Annotated in this window: 16 protein-coding genes; 3 read left to right on the top strand and 13 right to left on the bottom strand. The window is 44.2% G+C overall.

Going from position 1 to position 17765, the window contains the following annotated elements:
* Positions 1–3: 3 nt before the first annotated feature.
* From MHH49_RS24950 to MHH49_RS24930, 5 genes are all read right to left on the bottom strand, one after another.
* A complete protein-coding gene (locus MHH49_RS24950; RefSeq protein ID WP_076106738.1) occupies positions 4–639 on the bottom strand; it encodes an ABC-2 transporter permease in 636 nt (211 codons plus the stop codon).
* Complete coding sequence (locus tag MHH49_RS24945) at positions 632–1501, bottom strand: ABC transporter ATP-binding protein (protein WP_076141281.1); 870 nt, start codon at positions 1499–1501, stop codon at positions 632–634. The genes MHH49_RS24950 and MHH49_RS24945 overlap by 8 nt, the downstream gene beginning before the upstream one ends.
* Positions 1498–1878, bottom strand: coding sequence for a GntR family transcriptional regulator (locus MHH49_RS24940; protein ID WP_076141282.1), 381 nt, complete (start codon positions 1876–1878; stop codon positions 1498–1500). The genes MHH49_RS24945 and MHH49_RS24940 overlap by 4 nt, the downstream gene beginning before the upstream one ends.
* Positions 1879–2034: 156 nt before the next feature.
* Positions 2035–2712: a M99 family carboxypeptidase catalytic domain-containing protein gene (locus MHH49_RS24935; protein WP_076223755.1), complete on the bottom strand. Its 678-nt coding sequence runs from the start codon at positions 2710–2712 to the stop codon at positions 2035–2037.
* Positions 2713–2893: 181 nt separating this feature from the next.
* Positions 2894–4192: an alpha-glucosidase/alpha-galactosidase gene (locus tag MHH49_RS24930; protein WP_076223757.1), complete on the bottom strand. Its 1299-nt coding sequence runs from the start codon at positions 4190–4192 to the stop codon at positions 2894–2896.
* 257 nt (positions 4193–4449) lie between these two features.
* Between MHH49_RS24930 and MHH49_RS24925 the strand changes: the two genes are divergently transcribed.
* Positions 4450–5313 carry an AraC family transcriptional regulator gene (locus tag MHH49_RS24925; protein WP_076316470.1) on the top strand — a complete coding sequence of 288 codons (864 nt, stop codon included), beginning with the start codon at positions 4450–4452 and terminating at the stop codon, positions 5311–5313.
* 10 nt (positions 5314–5323) lie between these two features.
* Here MHH49_RS24925 and MHH49_RS24920 read toward each other — a convergent pair whose 3' ends face one another.
* Positions 5324–5854: a GrpB family protein gene (locus MHH49_RS24920; protein ID WP_339810167.1), complete on the bottom strand. Its 531-nt coding sequence runs from the start codon at positions 5852–5854 to the stop codon at positions 5324–5326.
* A 39-nt stretch (positions 5855–5893) separates the two neighbouring features.
* Positions 5894–7114, bottom strand: coding sequence for an MFS transporter (locus MHH49_RS24915; protein ID WP_340940305.1), 1221 nt, complete (start codon positions 7112–7114; stop codon positions 5894–5896).
* Between the two features lie 188 nt (positions 7115–7302).
* Here MHH49_RS24915 and MHH49_RS24910 point away from each other — a divergent pair, with 188 nt between their 5' ends.
* Positions 7303–8082 (top strand): GNAT family N-acetyltransferase, encoded by a 780-nt coding sequence (locus tag MHH49_RS24910; protein ID WP_036676928.1) that lies wholly within the window; start codon positions 7303–7305, stop codon positions 8080–8082.
* 24 nt (positions 8083–8106) lie between these two features.
* Positions 8107–8415: a DUF4190 domain-containing protein gene (locus tag MHH49_RS24905; protein ID WP_036676925.1), complete on the top strand. Its 309-nt coding sequence runs from the start codon at positions 8107–8109 to the stop codon at positions 8413–8415.
* 76 nt (positions 8416–8491) lie between these two features.
* Here the strand turns inward: MHH49_RS24905 and MHH49_RS24900 are convergent, their stop codons facing one another.
* The 6 genes from MHH49_RS24900 to MHH49_RS24875 all read right to left on the bottom strand — a co-directional run bounded on the left by MHH49_RS24900 (position 8492) and on the right by MHH49_RS24875 (position 17748).
* Complete coding sequence (locus MHH49_RS24900; protein ID WP_076273240.1) at positions 8492–9682, bottom strand: Ger(x)C family spore germination protein; 1191 nt, start codon at positions 9680–9682, stop codon at positions 8492–8494.
* On the bottom strand, positions 9675–10778 hold the full coding sequence (locus MHH49_RS24895; protein WP_076106749.1) for a GerAB/ArcD/ProY family transporter: 1104 nt from the start codon (positions 10776–10778) through the stop codon (positions 9675–9677). The genes MHH49_RS24900 and MHH49_RS24895 overlap by 8 nt, the downstream gene beginning before the upstream one ends.
* Before the next feature lie 37 nt (positions 10779–10815).
* The gene (locus MHH49_RS24890; protein WP_341138578.1) at positions 10816–12486 is read right to left on the bottom strand and encodes a spore germination protein; all 1671 of its coding nucleotides are present in this window, start codon (positions 12484–12486) and stop codon (positions 10816–10818) included.
* Positions 12487–12667: 181 nt separating this feature from the next.
* The gene (locus MHH49_RS24885; RefSeq protein ID WP_036676919.1) at positions 12668–14857 is read right to left on the bottom strand and encodes a DEAD/DEAH box helicase; all 2190 of its coding nucleotides are present in this window, start codon (positions 14855–14857) and stop codon (positions 12668–12670) included.
* On the bottom strand, positions 14854–16173 hold the full coding sequence (locus MHH49_RS24880) for an ATP-binding protein (protein WP_036676916.1): 1320 nt from the start codon (positions 16171–16173) through the stop codon (positions 14854–14856). Before MHH49_RS24880 ends, MHH49_RS24885 begins: the two co-directional genes overlap by 4 nt.
* A 15-nt stretch (positions 16174–16188) precedes the next feature.
* Positions 16189–17748 carry a TerB N-terminal domain-containing protein gene (locus MHH49_RS24875; protein ID WP_339825596.1) on the bottom strand — a complete coding sequence of 520 codons (1560 nt, stop codon included), beginning with the start codon at positions 17746–17748 and terminating at the stop codon, positions 16189–16191.
* Between the last annotated feature and the right edge of the window lie 17 nt (positions 17749–17765).

Raw genomic sequence — 17765 nt, 5'->3', positions numbered from 1 at the left:
AGCTTATAACTCTTCCTTGCTAAACAATCGTAGTGAAATCCTATAAGAGCAGTACAATATGAATAGATAAACAATCCCTGTCAAACCAATCGGCACCAGATGATCCTGCAGCTTTAAATGGGTAATTGTTAAGAAAAAGGATGAATTTGAGAGTGAAGATCCAGTGTTTAGGGTGGTAATCGTTATTACTACATTAAAAAGGATATTGAAGTAATAGTTTTTGGAACCAAGCCAATAATGAATCGGCAGATAAATAGACGCAGTCAAAGGAATCATCAGTAATGTTAAAGATACCCCTATCCAATAAAACGGGCTAATGGAATATCCAAATGAAAAGGAAATTAGTAACAAAGCTAAAGAGCAAACCAAACCGATGAAACAATAAGGAACAAGTGATAAGTATTTAGCCAAGATAATCTCTTGCCGTCTTACTGGCAACCCTATAACAAACTTTGTGTTGTTATTCTGTGCATCCATAGAACAGGAGTATACGAGCAACAGTAAAGATTGAAATGTAGCAAACATGCTGGAGTTATCCAGTTGAACATATGCGATAAACAAGATACTCAAGAGAAATATAGGGATAAAATTCCGCAGGAGAATAAAGTCTTTTCGAATCAGCAAAAAGAGATTAAACATACAAAGTGTTTCCCTTTACCGTAAAATACATGATTTCTTCCAGAGTAGGTGTTTCGCATATGGCATGACCCCTAAAGAAGTGTTCCCCCTCAGAGCGATTGTTCAGAAGACCCTCGAAACCAACTTCCGTCTCTCTAAGCCCGATGAACCATTTTCGTACATCCCGATCAAGCAACTCTTTATTGCCTTTTACCAGCATGTATTTGTTGGCTAGAGATTCTTTCATTTCATTAAATACTAGGCGCCCTTCATTCACAAAAACAATATAGTCTGCGATCCGGTCCAAATCAGTCGTATTATGCGTTGAAAAAAGAATAGACTTCTTCTCATCCTGGATATGCTCACTAAGCAAATCAAGCAACTCTCTTCGGAATATAGGATCAAGTCCTGCAGTAGGTTCATCCATAATGAGCAGATCTGCACCATGTGATAAGGCAATAGCGAGCGAATACTTCATTTTCATTCCTTTGGAGAGCTCCTTAATCTTTTTCCGCGGGGAAAGCTTGAACATCTCTATGTATTTCCTATACGTTTCTTGATCCCAACGACTATAAAAAGGAGCAATAATCTTACTCATCTGATCGATGGTTAATTGATCGTAAAAGTAATTCTCATCGGAGACATAGCCAATCCGATCCTTATTCTCTGCTTCATGGATAGACATCTCTTGATCAAAAATCTTGACGCTGCCGTGATCAGGAAACACCATCCCCATCATCATTTTAATTAATGTTGTTTTCCCTGCCCCATTCGGTCCAATTAGCCCCGTGATATACCCTTCTTTGATTCCGAACGTAAGTTCGCATAGGCTAAAATGGCCATATTTTTTAGAAATTTGGTCCAATTGAATGACTTCTTTCATTCTGTCTCCTCCTCATAAAGCAATTTCAACATCTCACTAAACTCAGCAAAATCAATCCCCAGCATTTTACTCTCGTCGATAATCCCCTTCATTTTGTTCTCCATAATCCGTAGCCGTTGTTCCCGAATAAACTCCTGATCTGCACCAGAAACAAAGGAACCTTTCCCCACAATTGAATTGATAAGCCCTTCTCTCTCCAGTTCTTCATAGGCTCGTTTCGTTGTAATTACGCTAATCTGCAGCTCTTTGGCTAATAGCCGGATAGAAGGTAATGGGGTGCCAGACACTAACTCTCCTTGCAGAATCATCTGGCGGATCTGGCTGACAATCTGTGCATAGATGGGTTCACCGGAAGTGTTGGATATCAATATGTTCATGGAATTGTGCCCTCACTCCTAGTTTATGTGTTATCATTGTATATATGTAATATATACACTATACTCAATGTTGTCAATTACCTTTCTTGTATCGGCAAAAAAGCTGATTCCTAGGATCTAAGAACCAGCTTACATAGTTATCAGATATTTTCTTCATCACAATAATCCAGCACTTTTTAAAAAACGGCTAACAATATCTATCTGATAGCGAATCCGTAGGTCACGATCAAGGCTCCAGCAGGTTTCCACAGTAAATGCTTTAGCTCCTAATATACGGGTAACGGCTGCCCTTGAGGAGCCGGGGCGCTCCCGTAAACGGATATTAAAATGATAAGCGGTTTTGGGAATCGTTCGATTAATGCCTTTGATGACACGTTTTGCTGTACCTATTCCTCGGCTTCCCGGAGTGACGATGATCGACTGGCCAAGTCGCTTCGGATTTTTTTGTGACAACCCATTTGCTTCATGAAGGTCCAGAAACCAGGTGGGACGATATCTTAGTACTAGCTGTAGCAAAGCTGAAGCTAATGGATGTTTTGCCGCTGTTTTGCTAGAACGTGGAAAGGTGCGATTTAAATCAGGTACACCTCTGATCCGTTTGCGGTAAGCTTTTTGATTCAATAGAGGAACTACAATGATCGTGCCCCGGTGTATATACAACCTTCTCTGGTTAAAACGTTCTACAATGATCTGTGCGGCACGAATACTTCCTGTCTCATTCCCATGTATCCCCGACACCACCATAAAGACAGGACCAGGAAGCTCACCTCTAATCACATAATAAGGGGTAGCAAAAGCTGTGGACGATGCTAAGGTATAGCTTTCAACGATCATAAAGGATCACCTCCACATTTAGATAATCCATATATGTGTATTCCGATATACCCCAGTTGTCCTAGACAGATAAGCAAGAAGAAACGACGTTGTCTTTTTTTAAAGATAACAATCGTTTCTCGTAGAAATATATTCAAAAAAAGCCTGATTTCTCAGGCTTCCTTAGTCCTAACTAGTTAATTTATTTATACGCCGGGAGCCAGTCTCCATGGGCTGTGATCAGCTCGTCGCACATATTTGTAATGTCATCCATCGACAATTCAGCTGCTGTATGTGGATCAAGCATTGCGGCGTGATAGATATGCTCTTTCTTATGGGTAATGGCCGCTTCGATCGTTAACAGTTGTGTATTGATGTTTGTACGATTTAGTGCGGCGCACTGCGGAGGCAGATCTCCCACGTAGGTCGGAGTTACTCCGCTTCTATCTACTATACAAGGGACCTCTACACATGCTTCTTTTGGCAAATTGGTGATAAGACCTGTATTCATAACATTGCCACCTATTTTGAAAGGCACATTAGTTTCGATGGCTTCCATGATATAAGACGCATATTCATGCGAACGTTCATGTTTAAGTTCTTTGTTATTAACCAATTCTTCCCGCATTTGTTGCCAACGTTCAATTTGATCTACACAGCGGCGTGGATACTCGTCGAGTGGAATTTGAAACCGTTCGATAAGCTCAGGGTAATTACGTTTGATAAAATAAGGATGGTATTCTGCGTTATGTTCCGAAGATTCCGTAATGTAGTAACCAAATTTAAGCATCATTTCATAACGGACCATGTCTCCGTGATGTTCTTGTTGCTTCTCAGCGGCACGGCGTTTAATTTCCGGATACAAATCCTCGCCGTCTTTAGTAACCTCCAATAACCAAGCCATATGGTTAATCCCAGCGATCTTAGCCTGAACACCTGTCTGATCCATACCCAGATGCTCGAACAAGCCCGGAATACAATGCTGCACACTATGGCATAATCCAACCGTCTTTACACCGCCATAGGTATTCATCACATTGGTCAGAACTGCCATAGGATTAGTATAATTCATAAAGAGTGCGTCCGGACAAACCTCCCGTACATCCGCAGCAAAGTCCAGCATCACTGGAATAGTACGCAGGTTACGGAAAATCCCGCCTATGCCAACCGTATCCGCAATCGTTTGCCGCAAGCCATATTTCTTCGGAATTTCAAAATCTGTGATGGTGCAAGGATCGTAACCTCCCACTTGGATTGCATTAATGACATATTTAGCTCCACGCAAAGCTTCTTTACGATCCGTATAGGATTTCACAACACAAGTGCTGCCGCTGCTCTCTTTTATATTATTTAGCATATTCTCGGAGTCTTTAAGGCGTTGTAGATCAATATCATACAGGGCAAGTTCAAACCCTTGCAGGGCTGGCGTTCTCATACAATCTCCCAACACGTTTTTGGCAAATACGGTACTGCCCGCTCCGATAAATGTAATTTTAGACATGTGAAATATTCCTCCTTATAGGTGAGGTGAACGGTGTCGACATCGCAGTTTTATGGAGAGGAGTAAACTATAATTCCCTTATAAACACTAGGATGTCAGATCATAACCGTCTGCTCTCTTCACTAATCACTATAAATGAGAGCGGTCCCAATGAGTATGGAGAAATACAAGAGATATATGGATGTTTGTTGCATTCGTGTATTCAATCCTATAATCTAAATGTATTATAAAGGCAATCTTAGGGAGGTTCTAAGTGAATGGCTTCAGAGCATTATCATTTTACAGCAGGATTTAATCTGGCTCCCGATGATCATGACCTATCTGTATTATTCAGCGGAGAAGGCAAACCCGTTCCTGGACATAAAATGGGTCCCTCTGTTCATGATTACTATCTCATTCATACAGTAATTGATGGTGAAGGTGTTTTTCAAAGTGGTAGTAATTCGCAGGGATGTGGTAAGGGGGATACCTTTGTTATTTTTCCGGGGGCGTTATTTAGCTATCAGGCAGACATGGAACATCCGTGGACATATGTATGGGTGGCCTTACAAGGGGAAGCGGTTGAACAGCTACTACAGGAAGTTGGAATTACAAGGGACAATCCAATAGTCCACTTAGATAACTTAATAGAGATACATAAGATTTATGAACATATTCGTTTATCCTTTCAGCAATCTGCTTATCCTCGACTGGAGAGCTTAGAAGCTTCTGGTTGGCTGCGGCTGCTAGTGCACAAATTCGGCGTTGCAAACATAAGTTCGCTTCCCTCTCAATCGATAGAATTACCGGATGTTATCGACCGTCAGATCGATCAAGCGATCCGTTGGATTTCTCTGCAGTTTCATCAACAGATCAGTATCGACCATATGGCATCGTCTCTAGGCTATCATAGAGCGCACCTCTCTAAAGTCTTTAAACAAAAGATCGGCATGTCTCCCAAACAATATTTATTAAAGGTTCGTATGGATAACGCAAAAAAACTGCTAGGAGGAACGCTGACCATCGACCAGATCTCTTCCTCGGTCGGTTTCAATGACGCGTTATACTTCTCCAAGCAGTTTCGTAAGTGGAGCGGCATGTCTCCAAGTGAATTTCGAAATCATCTTCGAACGGGCAAATGATTGATCTTTCTTACGTTTCTTTCATGGCTTTAGATAAAATAGAGGTAACAAACGTTGTCTTTCCTTCACAATAAGCATCAATGTCATAACGATGTTGTTCTGCCAGGCGCTGTTTGACCTCTGCATACGCTTGACGCGCTGCTGTATTCGATCGCAGATAGTCTCTGAAAGCGATATGCTCCAAGTAGCCTTTTCCATCCTTAGGGCAAACATACAGATGATATTTCATAAACCCGTCATCCTGAAGTCTTTGAAAAGCTTCTCTGCCCTCTATTCCCAAGTTCCCTTGGTGTTTATAACCACGCTGTTGTAAACGTTCGATGATTTGTGGGAGTACATCGTAGCTTTCCATCACAAGATCTAGGTCGATGATAGGTTTAGCAGCCAGCCCTTCAATGGAAGTACTGCCCACATGCTCGATAGAAATAATAAGATCTCCGACATAAGATAAGAGCTGTTCTTTTAATCTATTGAATTCTGCCTTCCACTCTGGGTTATACGGGACAACCTCTATAACTTTCGTCTTCTCAGCGATGATCAAACACCTCCCGGGTATAATAAAAGGTAATATAATACGTTTCTAGCTAATCTCCGGTATATCCTCTTTCTCGATCACTCTATAGACTATCCATATACATAGAGCGGTTACAACAAGCGTTCCCCCCATTAAGCAGACGCCACTCCAGCCCCAATGCTGCCATGCAAAACTTCCCAGCGTGGATCCAATCGCTCCACCTGTAAAAGTGCTGACCATAAAAACAGTATTTATACGACTTCGAGCCGCTGGTTCAAGTGCGTATATCCGTGTTTGGTTACTGACCTGTGATCCCTGTACCCCAAGATCCAGAATAATAACTCCTGCAATCAAACTCCAGATTGTAAATCCGGCTAAACCAAAAAATCCGTAAGCAATCAATGTAATTAACAGTAGGATTCCTACAATCTTTTTGGGAGCAATTCTGTCTGCTAACCTCCCGATAAATGGAGCACCAGCAGCACCTGCTACACCAATAAGACCAAACAATCCTGTGATTGAGCTACTGTAGTGATAAGGTTCTCCTTCCAGAAAGAAAGCTAGAGAAGTCCAGAACACACTGAAGCCGCCAAACATGCAAGCCCCAATTAAAGATGACTCACGAAGCGTCGAATATCTGCGAATCAGTTGCCCCATTGATTTCAGCAGATCGGAGTACGAAGAATTATTGTCTGGTTTCGTTGCCGGGATTAGCCGATAAAGAATAAGGGATAGCAATAACATAACTACTGCGGCAATCCAGTACATCGCCCTCCAGCCAAACATATCCCCTATAATTCCGGATATTGTTCTTGCTAGCAGAATACCAAAAAACAATCCGCTCATTACTGTACCTATAACCTTCCCCCGCTCCTCCGGTAAAGCTAACTCAGCCGAGAGAGGAATGATGACCTGCGGCACCACCGTAGTTATGCCGATAGCAAAGCTCGCGATATACATCCAAGTGAGGTTTTGTGCGGTAGCGAAACCAATTAGGGACAGTGATACAGCAATAAGAAGTCCGGATATCAGTGTTCTGCGTTCACGAATGTCACCTAGTGGAACAAAAAATAACATTCCCAGCGCGTAGCCGATTTGAGTAAGCATCGATACATATCCCACTGCGTTAGAGGAAGCATTAAATGTGCGTCCTATCTCAGCTAGGAGCGGCTGATTATAATACATATTTGCCACGCTTAGTCCTGATGCAATGGCTAGAATTAGGATGAATTGCTTAGATAGACCTTCTCCTACACGAACAGCAGCGCCTGTGATAGATTGTGTCATGAAATTATGTGCCTCCGTTCACGTATGCTGCTTCAAACAGCGAGCTTTATTTTCCCTAATATATTATATCAGTCACTGTCAACCTTCTTTTTTCAATAGATTAATGATTAGTAAAAGCAAAAATATAAATATCTGCATAAGTACAATTTATAGTAAAATATATAAATCTGAGCTAGGAGTGGATGGGTGTGCACCAGAACGAACAAATCATAAACAAACTACAAAAGAACCCCTTAAAGAATGTAAGCTTGTTAAAAATGTTAACCTCCTTCTACGAAGTCATGGAAACACATCTAGTTGAGCATGGTGATCAGTGGGGTATTGTATTACTTCTTCCAGCCACAGCATACGCATATGATCATAGGGTATATCCTCAAGCGGATTACATCGTATTTTTGGATTACAGTTGCCCCGATATATTTCCAGCATTACTAACGCTGCTCCCCACAGAGGCGAAGCTTGTTTTTAAACTGCAGGATGTGAAGTACCAAGAGGCACTGTCTGCGCATTTTTCTTTAGAAAAAGTTCGGGGGTTTTTCTCTTACAGCACAACTGAGGGGTTAAGGTATGTTAAGGACAAAGAGGTAACAATCAATCATTCATTTGACGACAGACTACTTCCACTTTGGGCTGCTAACCATTACAATAAGGAAGAAATTGAGGAATATTTCCAAAAAGGAGCGTTTTCCGTTTCAATCTTTCAGGGCGACAATCCGGTTAGTACCTGCCTAGCGTTCCGCAATGAAGAGCAGATTTGGGAAATCGGCGCTGTACATACTTTAGAAGCATTTCAAAGATACGGATACGCGAAAATGGTAGTTCGCACAGCCATACAAGAAACGTTAGAACGAGGCTTTATTCCACGCTATCACGTCCTTGAAAGAAATCAAGCGTCCATTCGTCTAGCTGAATCTATTGGACTTGTCCCTTGTGTGCAGCTAGAGCACTGGATTAACTACATTCAATAACAATTTCTATTGGAGGTGATTTTAATGAGCTATCCACCAAACGACAATTTGAACTATTATCAGCCTCCACCCCCTCCGGCACCAACGAATGGCAAATCAATCGCTGGTTTTGTCTTGGGAATCCTCTCCATTGTTGTGCCTTATATTGGTTTTCTGTTAGGAATTATTGCGATTATTCTATCCGCCTTATCGCTGAAGGAAATCCGTAATCGTTATGAACAAGGCAAAGGCTTAGCGATTGCAGGTCTGGTATGTGGAATTGTGGGCACGCTGATGTACGCAATTATTATATTATTCGTCGTTGTGTTTGTTTTTGCAGCTTCTACTTACTAACCACGAAAAGGATCTCAATAGCCATCATCGGCTGCTGAGATCCTTTTTGAGTTAACACGTTTATCAAGTGAACCCTTCATTCAGTCGTGGAACCAAAATCGGTGATTTTAAGCTTTACATCAAAGGTTAATGGCATCCGAATAAATTCCTCGTCCCAATGATCCTTGACCTTTTTCCAAACCTGCGGTTTTTCTATGCTGAACCAATTTCCGAACCCTGCCACATCTACTTTATAGGTGGAATGCATTTTGTGAATAAGAGCATTAATTTTTTCGGTCAATCTCTCCTCGAATATCTTCTCCAATTCTTTGAAATAGGCAACTTCCGCGGAATGTTCATTATCATCCCAATGCTCAATAAGACGTCCATCAGACTCAATCGCAACATGAAAGGAAAACTTCTCATCAGCAGTCTCCTTCAGTGTAATCTTGCTCTTGACTGATTTAATCTCATAAGTAATTGCTTCGTTTGACTGATCATATGTTTTGATGCTCCCGCCTTTAACATCGCCTTTGATCCAGGCAATACTCTCCACATCCTGTTGGTTCAGATTGCCGATCCAATATCCTGTGTCTCCCTTGATAATACCGGCGCCGGAAAACTCCACCTCACCATTTGCCTCAATAACGTTCTGCAAAACAAAGCTTTGCTTCGAATACATCAATGCATCTAGATTCGACAATGTTATGCCCTTCATAACTTTACTAGTCCTGAAGTGGTTATGGACCATGTCCTCCAGACGAAAAGAAGGAACCTCCTCTGCTGTCGTGTTTAGCGTATCAGACGCACGTCCTTGGCTAAGAAAGATGAGGCAGCTAGGGCGAATATCGTTATCACGCAACAGAAAGTCCATTAGCCGTCGGATTTTCTCCTGTTGTATCAATTTCTCGGATATGACAACAACCTTGAGGTGATGGCCTATAATCGGACGGTTCTTGCGGATCGAAATCTGGCGGAATACTTCAAGCAGGGAATCTCCAGACTCTGAAATATTATGGAAATGAGTTTTGGGTGTTTCACCTTCTTTGCCGGAGTTTCCAATTACATTTTCAGGCACAATTTGTACCGTAGCCGTCAATTTATTATGCTTAAGGTAACTTCCTCCGAGTTCCTCAAATTTCTTTTCGACTGTTTGGGGTTCCCCCTTGTCAAGCGCCAATCCCGTATAAACACTCAAGTCTTCAATTTCCTTACTGCTCCAGCAGCCGGACTGCGTAAGCAGAATCATAAATACCAATAGTAAGCGAATAACCTGCTGTCTAAACATTCTGCTTGAGTCCTTTCTTCCTAATGATTAATACAATCGACAATAACAGTGGCAGCAATATAAAGATCAGCACACCCATATAGCCAATCGCATCACCAAGACTGAAGACATCATTGATGCGTTGAGGGATCATCGTACAGATGAAGATGATGGGCATTAAAGCGAACATAACCGGATGGATCTTTAGGTGAAACACCTGGGAGATTCCGAGTGACGCATTAAAGAAAAAGCTGCAAAAATTGCAGAACATCTGCATCAGCCAGATAACCAGCAACGGAAATTCAAATCGTTCAAAAAAGAACCCTGAAATTTCAAAGCTCCGCACCAAATCTATCGTCGGCCAGGTGCTGGAGATTACAGAATTAATAGATAAGCCGCCGATAACCATTACAACAGTAACCAAATATAATACAAATGGTATGCTTAAACCAACCAACATTCCCTTGACTGCTTGCTGTGGATGCTCCATAAAGGCCGTCATTGTCATCACAACCTCACAACCGGTAAAGATCAGGATGCTCGACTTCATGCCTCGGATCACCGGGATCATACCTTCACTCAGAAAAGGACGCAAATGCTGGATATCAAATATTCTGGTACTTAAGATATAACAAATTATCAGGATAAAAATACTGATCGGAAATACAATCTGAAACACGCGGGCCATGGAATTAATCCCACCATACACCAAATAAGTGCCCACCCAGATGAACGGCATCACAATCGCCCAGATCGGTGTCCCTTCCAGAAGAAAAAACAATGTTACTTCCGCCAAAACGCGGATTTCGAAACCCGCTATCACAATAAAGTACAGAATCAATATTGTACTCATTACACTGCCTGGAAGATTCCCAACAATTCTTTTAGAATACTGAAAGACAGTCTTCCCTGGAAATTGCTGGCTAAGCTTCACCATAACCAATATCACCAAAGATACGGTGATACCTCCCAGCACTACTGAAATCCAGGCATCGGGAGTCTGTACAGCCTTAACAACATTTCTGGGCAAAGTCAAAATTCCCGCACCTAGCATTGAATTGGTCAAGATTATGGAAGCCTGCGAGGTTGTGATCTTGTCATCAGTTCGTTTGAACACTGTGGTCTCCCCTCTGCTCCTGCTAAGAATACATTCTCTAGGACCTGCGCTTTTTCTTCTGGGTCTTCAGCATCTCCGGTCTTCGCTTCATGATCGATAACGGTGCACGAACGAACAAATCCTTCCAGTCACTTAACCGGAAAGGGGAAATAGGGGTGACGTAAGGAACTCCAAAGCTTGAAAGCCGAGTCAGATGACTGCAAATAAGCAGGAAGAAAAGGATGGTTCCGAACATGCCCAGGACCGCCGCAAATAACATGCCTGCGAATCGTAAGATCCGGAGAGTAATCCCCGCACTGTACATCGGTATGGAAAACGAAGAGATCGCTGTCACGGCTACAACAATTACCAGAAACGGACTCACAATACCAGCCTGTACCGCGGCATCTCCAATGATCAGACCTCCGACAATCCCCATTGCCGGACCTATGGGCTTCGGCAGCCGGATTCCAGCTTCACGCAAGATTTCAATGGAAATTTCCAGAATCAACACTTCAATTAATGCAGGAAAGGGTACACCTTGGCGTGTTTCGATAATGGAGATCGCCAGTTGTGTAGGAATCAGTCCCGGATGAAAGGAGATAAAGGAAATATACAGCGCCGGAGCCAACAGAGCCAGAAATGATGCGCAAAACCGGAGTATCCGCAAAAGTGTACCCGGAATCCAGCGCTCATAATAATCCTCAGGAGACTGCAAAAGCATACTGAACGTCACTGGAACAACGAGTGCAAACGGTGTGCCATCCAGCAAAATAGCGACTCTTCCCTCTAACAAGGAAGCAATTACCCGATCGGGTCTTTCCGTATTCTGTGTCTGCTGAAACGGGCTTAAATAATCATCCTCGATCAACTGTTCCACATAGCCGGATTCCAGAATAAAGTCCATATCAATTTTGGAGATACGTTCCTTCACTTCCTGGAGCAGATCAGGATTTACAATGGTTTTCATATAAGCGATAACCAGGTTCTTCTTGATTTCGCTGCCTACTTCAACCATTTTCATTTCCAGATTCTTATTAAGCCCTTGGCGCCGCAGCATAGAGGTATTCTCACTGAGCACCTCGGTAAAGCCAATCCGAGGCCCCCGCAGCAAAGCCTCTGAGGTCGGCTCAGTAATCGAGCGCACTGCTCCATGCGGAGAACCCACCAGCAACATCTCACACATGCCTTCGACAATCAGCGCAGTGTATCCGAATAGGACAAACTCCTGCAGCTGGTCTAAATCCTTGGCTTCACTGAGCTGAGCTAGCGGGAGCATATTCTGTTTCAAGTAGTTGTATATTCCTTCTGAAGCCTGCGTTTCGCCGGCAAACATCAAATTCTGCAGCACCTGCTGATTGATCAGTTCTTCGTGCTGCATCCCCTCTACATAGACCAATGCGGCACGTGCCTGAATACCTTTAACTGAGAATTCACGAAAATGTACATCACTGTTCTCCCCCAATGCCGTTTTTATCGCTGTCAGATCGGCATCATAGTCCTGAGTAAAAGCAGTAGACACAGGAGGCTGCGGATTTACTTCCCGATTGTCATTCTTCTTCAGTTCCGCATCCTGTGATTTGGCCTCTGTTTCCTTAGAGCGTCCGCTTCCAACATAAAAATACAAATGCCTGTAAAGATAAAAAATCCCTACGGGAAAGAGCAGCGTAATCGCCGCCTGCATAAAAATTGTCCAGTCCGGAATATAAGAGACTATTTTAGGCCACATCGCAATCATCCTCTATAGGAATCTGTTAGTACTATTCTCCTTCCACCCTATTCTTATGCAACATTTGAAACTTAAGGAAAGTTCATATATCACCATGGATCCGGACATAACAAAACGCCCGCTTATGCGGGCGTCTGCAATTTAGAGTATTTTCGGTGTTTACTGCCCAAGGTTAATTAGGTTACTGCCACTGCTTTAAAACTTCAATCAGACCCGGGACATCTAATCCATCCAAGGAAAAAGCTTTGCGCAGCAGCTCATGCGGGATGAACTCATCGTATTTTCCGAGGTAGGGTGCTTCATCTGGTGATAACAATGATAATGGATCTGTGGCAGCCATACTTTCGGCAATGATCTCTGCTTCCAGCGTTTCTGCATCAGTTTTACCCGCAACAACCATATAATAAGGTTCCATCGGAACGATAGAACGCAGTCCCAGAGGGCTCTTCAGATTGTTCTTCAGAAGGCGCTCCAGCGTGCGGAATTGCCGACTGCCCGCCCAGGGCAGAATGAACATAGAATCTCCACCCGCCGGCATAACGGATCGCACAAGCATTCCGCTTTCCTTCGCTAAACGACGAGCTCGTTCGAGCCGCGCAGCCGCACTCGGAGCTAAATACGGATACAATGAAGTGGCTCCTAAGATTTCACGGATCTTGTTCATGATGCGTGTATGTACATCCCCACCCGCACCAAGCCACAACGTATCTACTTTGCCGCGTGAGGTTTTCACATAAACGGCTTTATGGCGATTATCCACCTCTTCTACCTTCCAAAGCTTACCTGCCAGAGTAAAACAGTAGCCTGGTGGTGGAACCGTTGTGATCGATCCGATTTCCTCAGTTCCGTTATAGACCACATGCTCTTCATCATCTTTGAAGACCGCGTAGAAGCGGAAGTTATTCACGATCTTCTCTCCCGCCATCCCGATGATCAAGCTGCCTTCGTCCATCTTCTCAATTTGTCCCATGCCTAACATATAGGTCATGAAAATATCATAATCAGTAGGATCTATGGTTTTAAACGAAGGCAAACTCAGAACCGCTTCTTTTAAATCATCCGGTTCGGCCTCACCCATACTTTTCAAAATGCTCATCGTCTGATGGTATAGCAGTCCAACTGGCAGCTGACGCACGACCAGGGGTTCAACCCATTTCTCGCGCACATATAGCTCAATAACCGCTATCGCTCGAAGCAGTGTCCACGGCATCCGCGCCGGAAGCTGAGCTTCCTCGTCCTCTTCCTCGGGCGTGACAAAGATCATCTCGGATGCAGCGTCTCCACGCCTGCCCGAGCGGCCTAACCGCTGCACAAAGCTAGCACAGCTATAGGGAGCGCCAACCTGTAGCACTCGCTCCAGCTCGCCCAGATCAATACCCAGCTCCAACGTCAATGTCGCTGCGGCAACAGCCGGTCCGGTGCCTTGCCGCAGCGCGGCTTCCGTCTCTTCACGCAGCATCGCGGAGATGCTGCCATGGTGAACGTGAAACACATCCCGTTCACCACGCTTCGCGGCCGTTCTCCGCATCTCTAGGGTCGCCGTCTCCGCATCTGAGCGGCTGTTGGTGAAGATCAACGCCTTCTTCAGATGCGTATGATCATAAATAAAATCGTAATAAGACTGCTTCGCACGTTCTAAATGCTCCGCCTGCACCTCATCCCGTGCATCCGGGAAAGAGAAATGCTCCACACTTAACCTGAGCTTACGCCCGCCTTGTGGAGCGGACACTTCAACGCTCTCCCGTGTGCCTGCCGCTAGCCACTCCGTGACAGATGCGTAGTCGCTCAGCGTAGCAGATAGACCGATTCTGCGAGGATGGCATCCCGCCATTCGTGAAATTCTCGCCAGCTGGCTTAACACCTGGATCCCCCGGTCAGCTCCCATAAAGGCATGCACCTCGTCAATGACAATAAAACGCAGATCATGGAACAACGCTGGAATAGCATTCGGGCGGTTCATCAACAATCCTTCAAGCGATTCAGGGGTGATTTGCAGCACGCCTGAAGGATTCTGCACCAGTTTTGTTTTATCGGCTTGTGGTACATCTCCATGCCAGTGCCACACCGGAATGTTGCCTTCGCGAAGCAAATCATTCAAACGTGTAAATTGATCGTTGATCAAAGCTTTCAAAGGGGCGATATACAAAATGCCAACCGAACCGGAAGGACGTTCATACAGCTCAGTAAGCGCAGGGAAAAAAGCTGCCTCTGTCTTACCTGAAGCGGTACCTGAGGCAATCAGCAGATGATGCGGGGTATCAAAAAGCACACGGCAGGCATCCACCTGTGCCTCACGCAAAGTCTCCCAGCGGTTCTTATAAATAAACTCTTTAATGAAGGGTGCCAGCCTATAGAACGGATTATCACTCATAATTCAAACTCCGCTAAGAACCCATCCAGTTCATTTTGCTCGGTCTCAGCTGGCTTAGCTGTTTTTTCGCCCACTAGCTGTTCAAAAGTAATCTCCGGATGCTGGTGGAGCGTATGCAGCAGATCCATGAAATCACGAACTACCTCCCGTGGAGTCAAGAGTTCCTCAGCCCCTAATCTTCCAACCGCTTCCTCCATAAAATGAACCAATTGTTCCTGTGATAAACGCGCTTCATAACCATAATGTAGGGCGTGAATCCCTTTAAGCTTTTGCAGCAGTACCAGAATTTCCTCGTGTGATAACATGTCCAGTGCAATGATAGGTCCAGTATAATTGTTCAGACCCGCCGCCCCGTACCGGCCTGCAACCAATCTCGATCGCAGTGCCTCATAACTAAATAATCCACGCCGTCCATCTTCCACAAATTGCGGAGTTCCCCCTATAAAAATCCCAAGGTTCTCTGCCTTCCCCTGCATCGTATCATTGAACATAGTAAGCAGCTTTTCATAGTTGCTCTGGCGGGAAATACTGTTCGTAATTTTATAGAGATTGACACCTTCATCAATAAACAGCAGCAGACCTTTATAGCCAATAGCCGCGGTAAATTCCGCCCAAAGCTTCATATAGTCATACCAATTATCATCATCAATAATCACGCCAACTCCAAGCGCTTTGCGGGCTTCTGTCCGAGTTGCAAATTCTCCACGCAACCAGCGAAGCGAATCCTGTTTCTGGTCATCATCAGCCAGCTTGTGTGCATTCCAATAAGAGGCGAGTACTTTGGCAAAATCAAAACCATGTACCAAACCACGCATTTCAGAGGCTACAGCGTAAATTCGCTTCTCTACTTCTTCACCAAGCTGAGGGTGATCAGGTCCATATTCCTTCTCCTGCATCACGGACTGCTGTAGCGTAATAATCCATTTTTGCAGTATGATCTCCAACGCTCCACCATCTGGACGTGTGCGGGTCGATAAATGGCTCATTAGCTCCCGGTAAGTCGCTAGGCCTTGTCCTTTGGTTCCCACTAATCTGCGCTCAGGGGAGAGGTCAGCATCTGCTACTACAAAATCACGATCCATCGCGTAATTACGGATCATCTGAAGCAGAAAGCTTTTGCCGCTGCCGAATTTGCCTGTAATCAGCTTAAAAGCTGCCCCACCCTCTGCAATGTTCTCCATATCTCTTAATATGGCTTCAATCTCCGGCCGGCGGCCAACGGCTATATGCTCTAGTCCGATACGCGGAACAACACCAGCCGTCAACGAATTGACTAGCGCAGTTGTCATTCGTTTAGGTATTTTTAATTCACTCATCCAAAGTTCACCTCATTAAATATTGCGCAGCATAGAGATATATTCCTCAACAATGTCTTCCCCCTCAATGATCAGATCACCGAGAATATCCATTGCGATTTCATTAATCTCATCAATTAAAAGCTCTGACATCGTGCCATTGGCAGCAGCCAGCTTCAGCATAGATTGACTTCCATCCTCATCCAAAAGAGCAAGCAGTGCTTCCCGTTGTAGTGGATTTAAAGCATTGGCAAACTGTTCTGCCTCCGACCCTATGTTAACCACTTGAGCTTCTTCAATCACATCTACAGGCAACAATTCTTCCTTGCTGTCTTTTATTGGACCGATTTCATCGATAGTTACATCGATCTCGCTATCCTCGTAATCTTCCTGCTCGTCCATATTCTCAACCGTAAGCATCGTCCGTACAATTTCAGAATCACTTTGCAGGCGTTCTAGCTTCTCCGGATCTATGACGACTGCCGGTCCCTTGTCTTCCTGCGTCTCTTTAAGGTATTCACGCTTTAGAAAACGAGTGATCAAATCGTCCATATCGGCATCCACATTAACACCTTTAAGTCGTCCGCGGTAGCCCATCAGTTCCCGTAGTTTATTCTCAGTCAGACGAAATAGCCTGGTAATCAGACTGCGAAGTGGTGGAGATTTACTAATACGTACAACCGGTATAAGAACAGAATAGCCATATAATGAAATGTCATATACGGCACTTCGGAATAAATAACGCTCCCGCATCACCGCTGGTCCAGGTGGAAACATTTCAACTAGATTGGAGCCGTGTTTCCGGGTGACATAAGCATTGATTAACGCCACGACCTGCGGAATGTATTGTTCAAGAGCTTCTTTGCCTTCTCCGATGTAGAACTTGGATTTACTAATATCATAGTCCGACATTGCCGTTAATACTGCAAAGGTTAGTTGCTCAGGCGCTGCGGTCAAGCCTCTCATTAATTCAAGTTCCGCCAGATCTCCTGCAAGACCACGTGAACGAGCCACAATGATAGAAAGCGGGACATCCAAGTGATGTACAAAAGAGAAGTCCGCGATCCAGCCGCCAAGATATTGATCCAAGCGTTTATAACTTTCCCGGTAAGCTTCCCAGATCTGATTTAGCTGCCTATAGCCATCATAAGGATCAGTCCACCCCACACCATTAATAAGCTCATATACATGCAGAAAAATATAAGAAAGATCTGTTTTCAGATATCTGCCTTGTCTAACTTCATTCCGCCAATAGAAATACCATCTGCTCTGCGTGCCTGTCATATGGCCATATGTAGGCCAGTAACTCTTAAAAGGAACAAATAGCGCTGAATCCTCAGTTTTATCAACCAATTCCTTCGCTCTTGTTACGAACTGCCCTTCGGTGGTAGTCACAGGCTCCGGCGTTTCCATCTCTGTATCCCAAAGCTGCAGCTGTAATGATGGTTCAGGGGATGAATTCGTTTTGCCTTTATTCGTTGAAGATGACTTAGACAACAGCGGTTCAGGGGAATTTCGCGGCGGAATCGGTACATTTTGTTCCGTACTTTCCCAGACTAATTCTGTGAAATGCGGCTGCTTCCTATCATTACTCATGTGCGATCGCTCCGTCC

It is taken from the genome of Paenibacillus sp. FSL F4-0122, from assembly GCF_038002845.1.
GTDB classification, from domain to species: domain Bacteria; phylum Bacillota; class Bacilli; order Paenibacillales; family Paenibacillaceae; genus Paenibacillus_AQ; species Paenibacillus_AQ odorifer.
Note: the sequence above shows the minus strand (reverse complement) of the source record. Positions and strands in the feature narration are given on the sequence as shown.

Excerpts from the sequence above, each read along its gene's own strand:
- MHH49_RS24905 (WP_036676925.1), top strand. The coding sequence starts at position 8,107 with ATGAGCTATCCACCAAACGACAATTTGAACTATTATCAGCCTCCACCC.
- MHH49_RS24915 (WP_340940305.1), bottom strand. The coding sequence starts at position 7,114 with ATGACACAATCTATCACAGGCGCTGCTGTTCGTGTAGGAGAAGGTCTA.
- MHH49_RS24950 (WP_076106738.1), bottom strand. The coding sequence starts at position 639 with ATGTTTAATCTCTTTTTGCTGATTCGAAAAGACTTTATTCTCCTGCGG.
- MHH49_RS24940 (WP_076141282.1), bottom strand. The coding sequence starts at position 1,878 with ATGAACATATTGATATCCAACACTTCCGGTGAACCCATCTATGCACAG.
- MHH49_RS24890 (WP_341138578.1), bottom strand. The coding sequence starts at position 12,486 with ATGTGGCCTAAAATAGTCTCTTATATTCCGGACTGGACAATTTTTATG.
- MHH49_RS24935 (WP_076223755.1), bottom strand. The coding sequence starts at position 2,712 with ATGATCGTTGAAAGCTATACCTTAGCATCGTCCACAGCTTTTGCTACC.
- MHH49_RS24885 (WP_036676919.1), bottom strand. The coding sequence starts at position 14,857 with ATGAGTGATAATCCGTTCTATAGGCTGGCACCCTTCATTAAAGAGTTT.
- MHH49_RS24900 (WP_076273240.1), bottom strand. The coding sequence starts at position 9,682 with ATGTTTAGACAGCAGGTTATTCGCTTACTATTGGTATTTATGATTCTG.
- MHH49_RS24945 (WP_076141281.1), bottom strand. The coding sequence starts at position 1,501 with ATGAAAGAAGTCATTCAATTGGACCAAATTTCTAAAAAATATGGCCAT.
- MHH49_RS24880 (WP_036676916.1), bottom strand. The coding sequence starts at position 16,173 with ATGAGTGAATTAAAAATACCTAAACGAATGACAACTGCGCTAGTCAAT.
- MHH49_RS24925 (WP_076316470.1), top strand. The coding sequence starts at position 4,450 with ATGGCTTCAGAGCATTATCATTTTACAGCAGGATTTAATCTGGCTCCC.
- MHH49_RS24875 (WP_339825596.1), bottom strand. The coding sequence starts at position 17,748 with ATGAGTAATGATAGGAAGCAGCCGCATTTCACAGAATTAGTCTGGGAA.
- MHH49_RS24930 (WP_076223757.1), bottom strand. The coding sequence starts at position 4,192 with ATGTCTAAAATTACATTTATCGGAGCGGGCAGTACCGTATTTGCCAAA.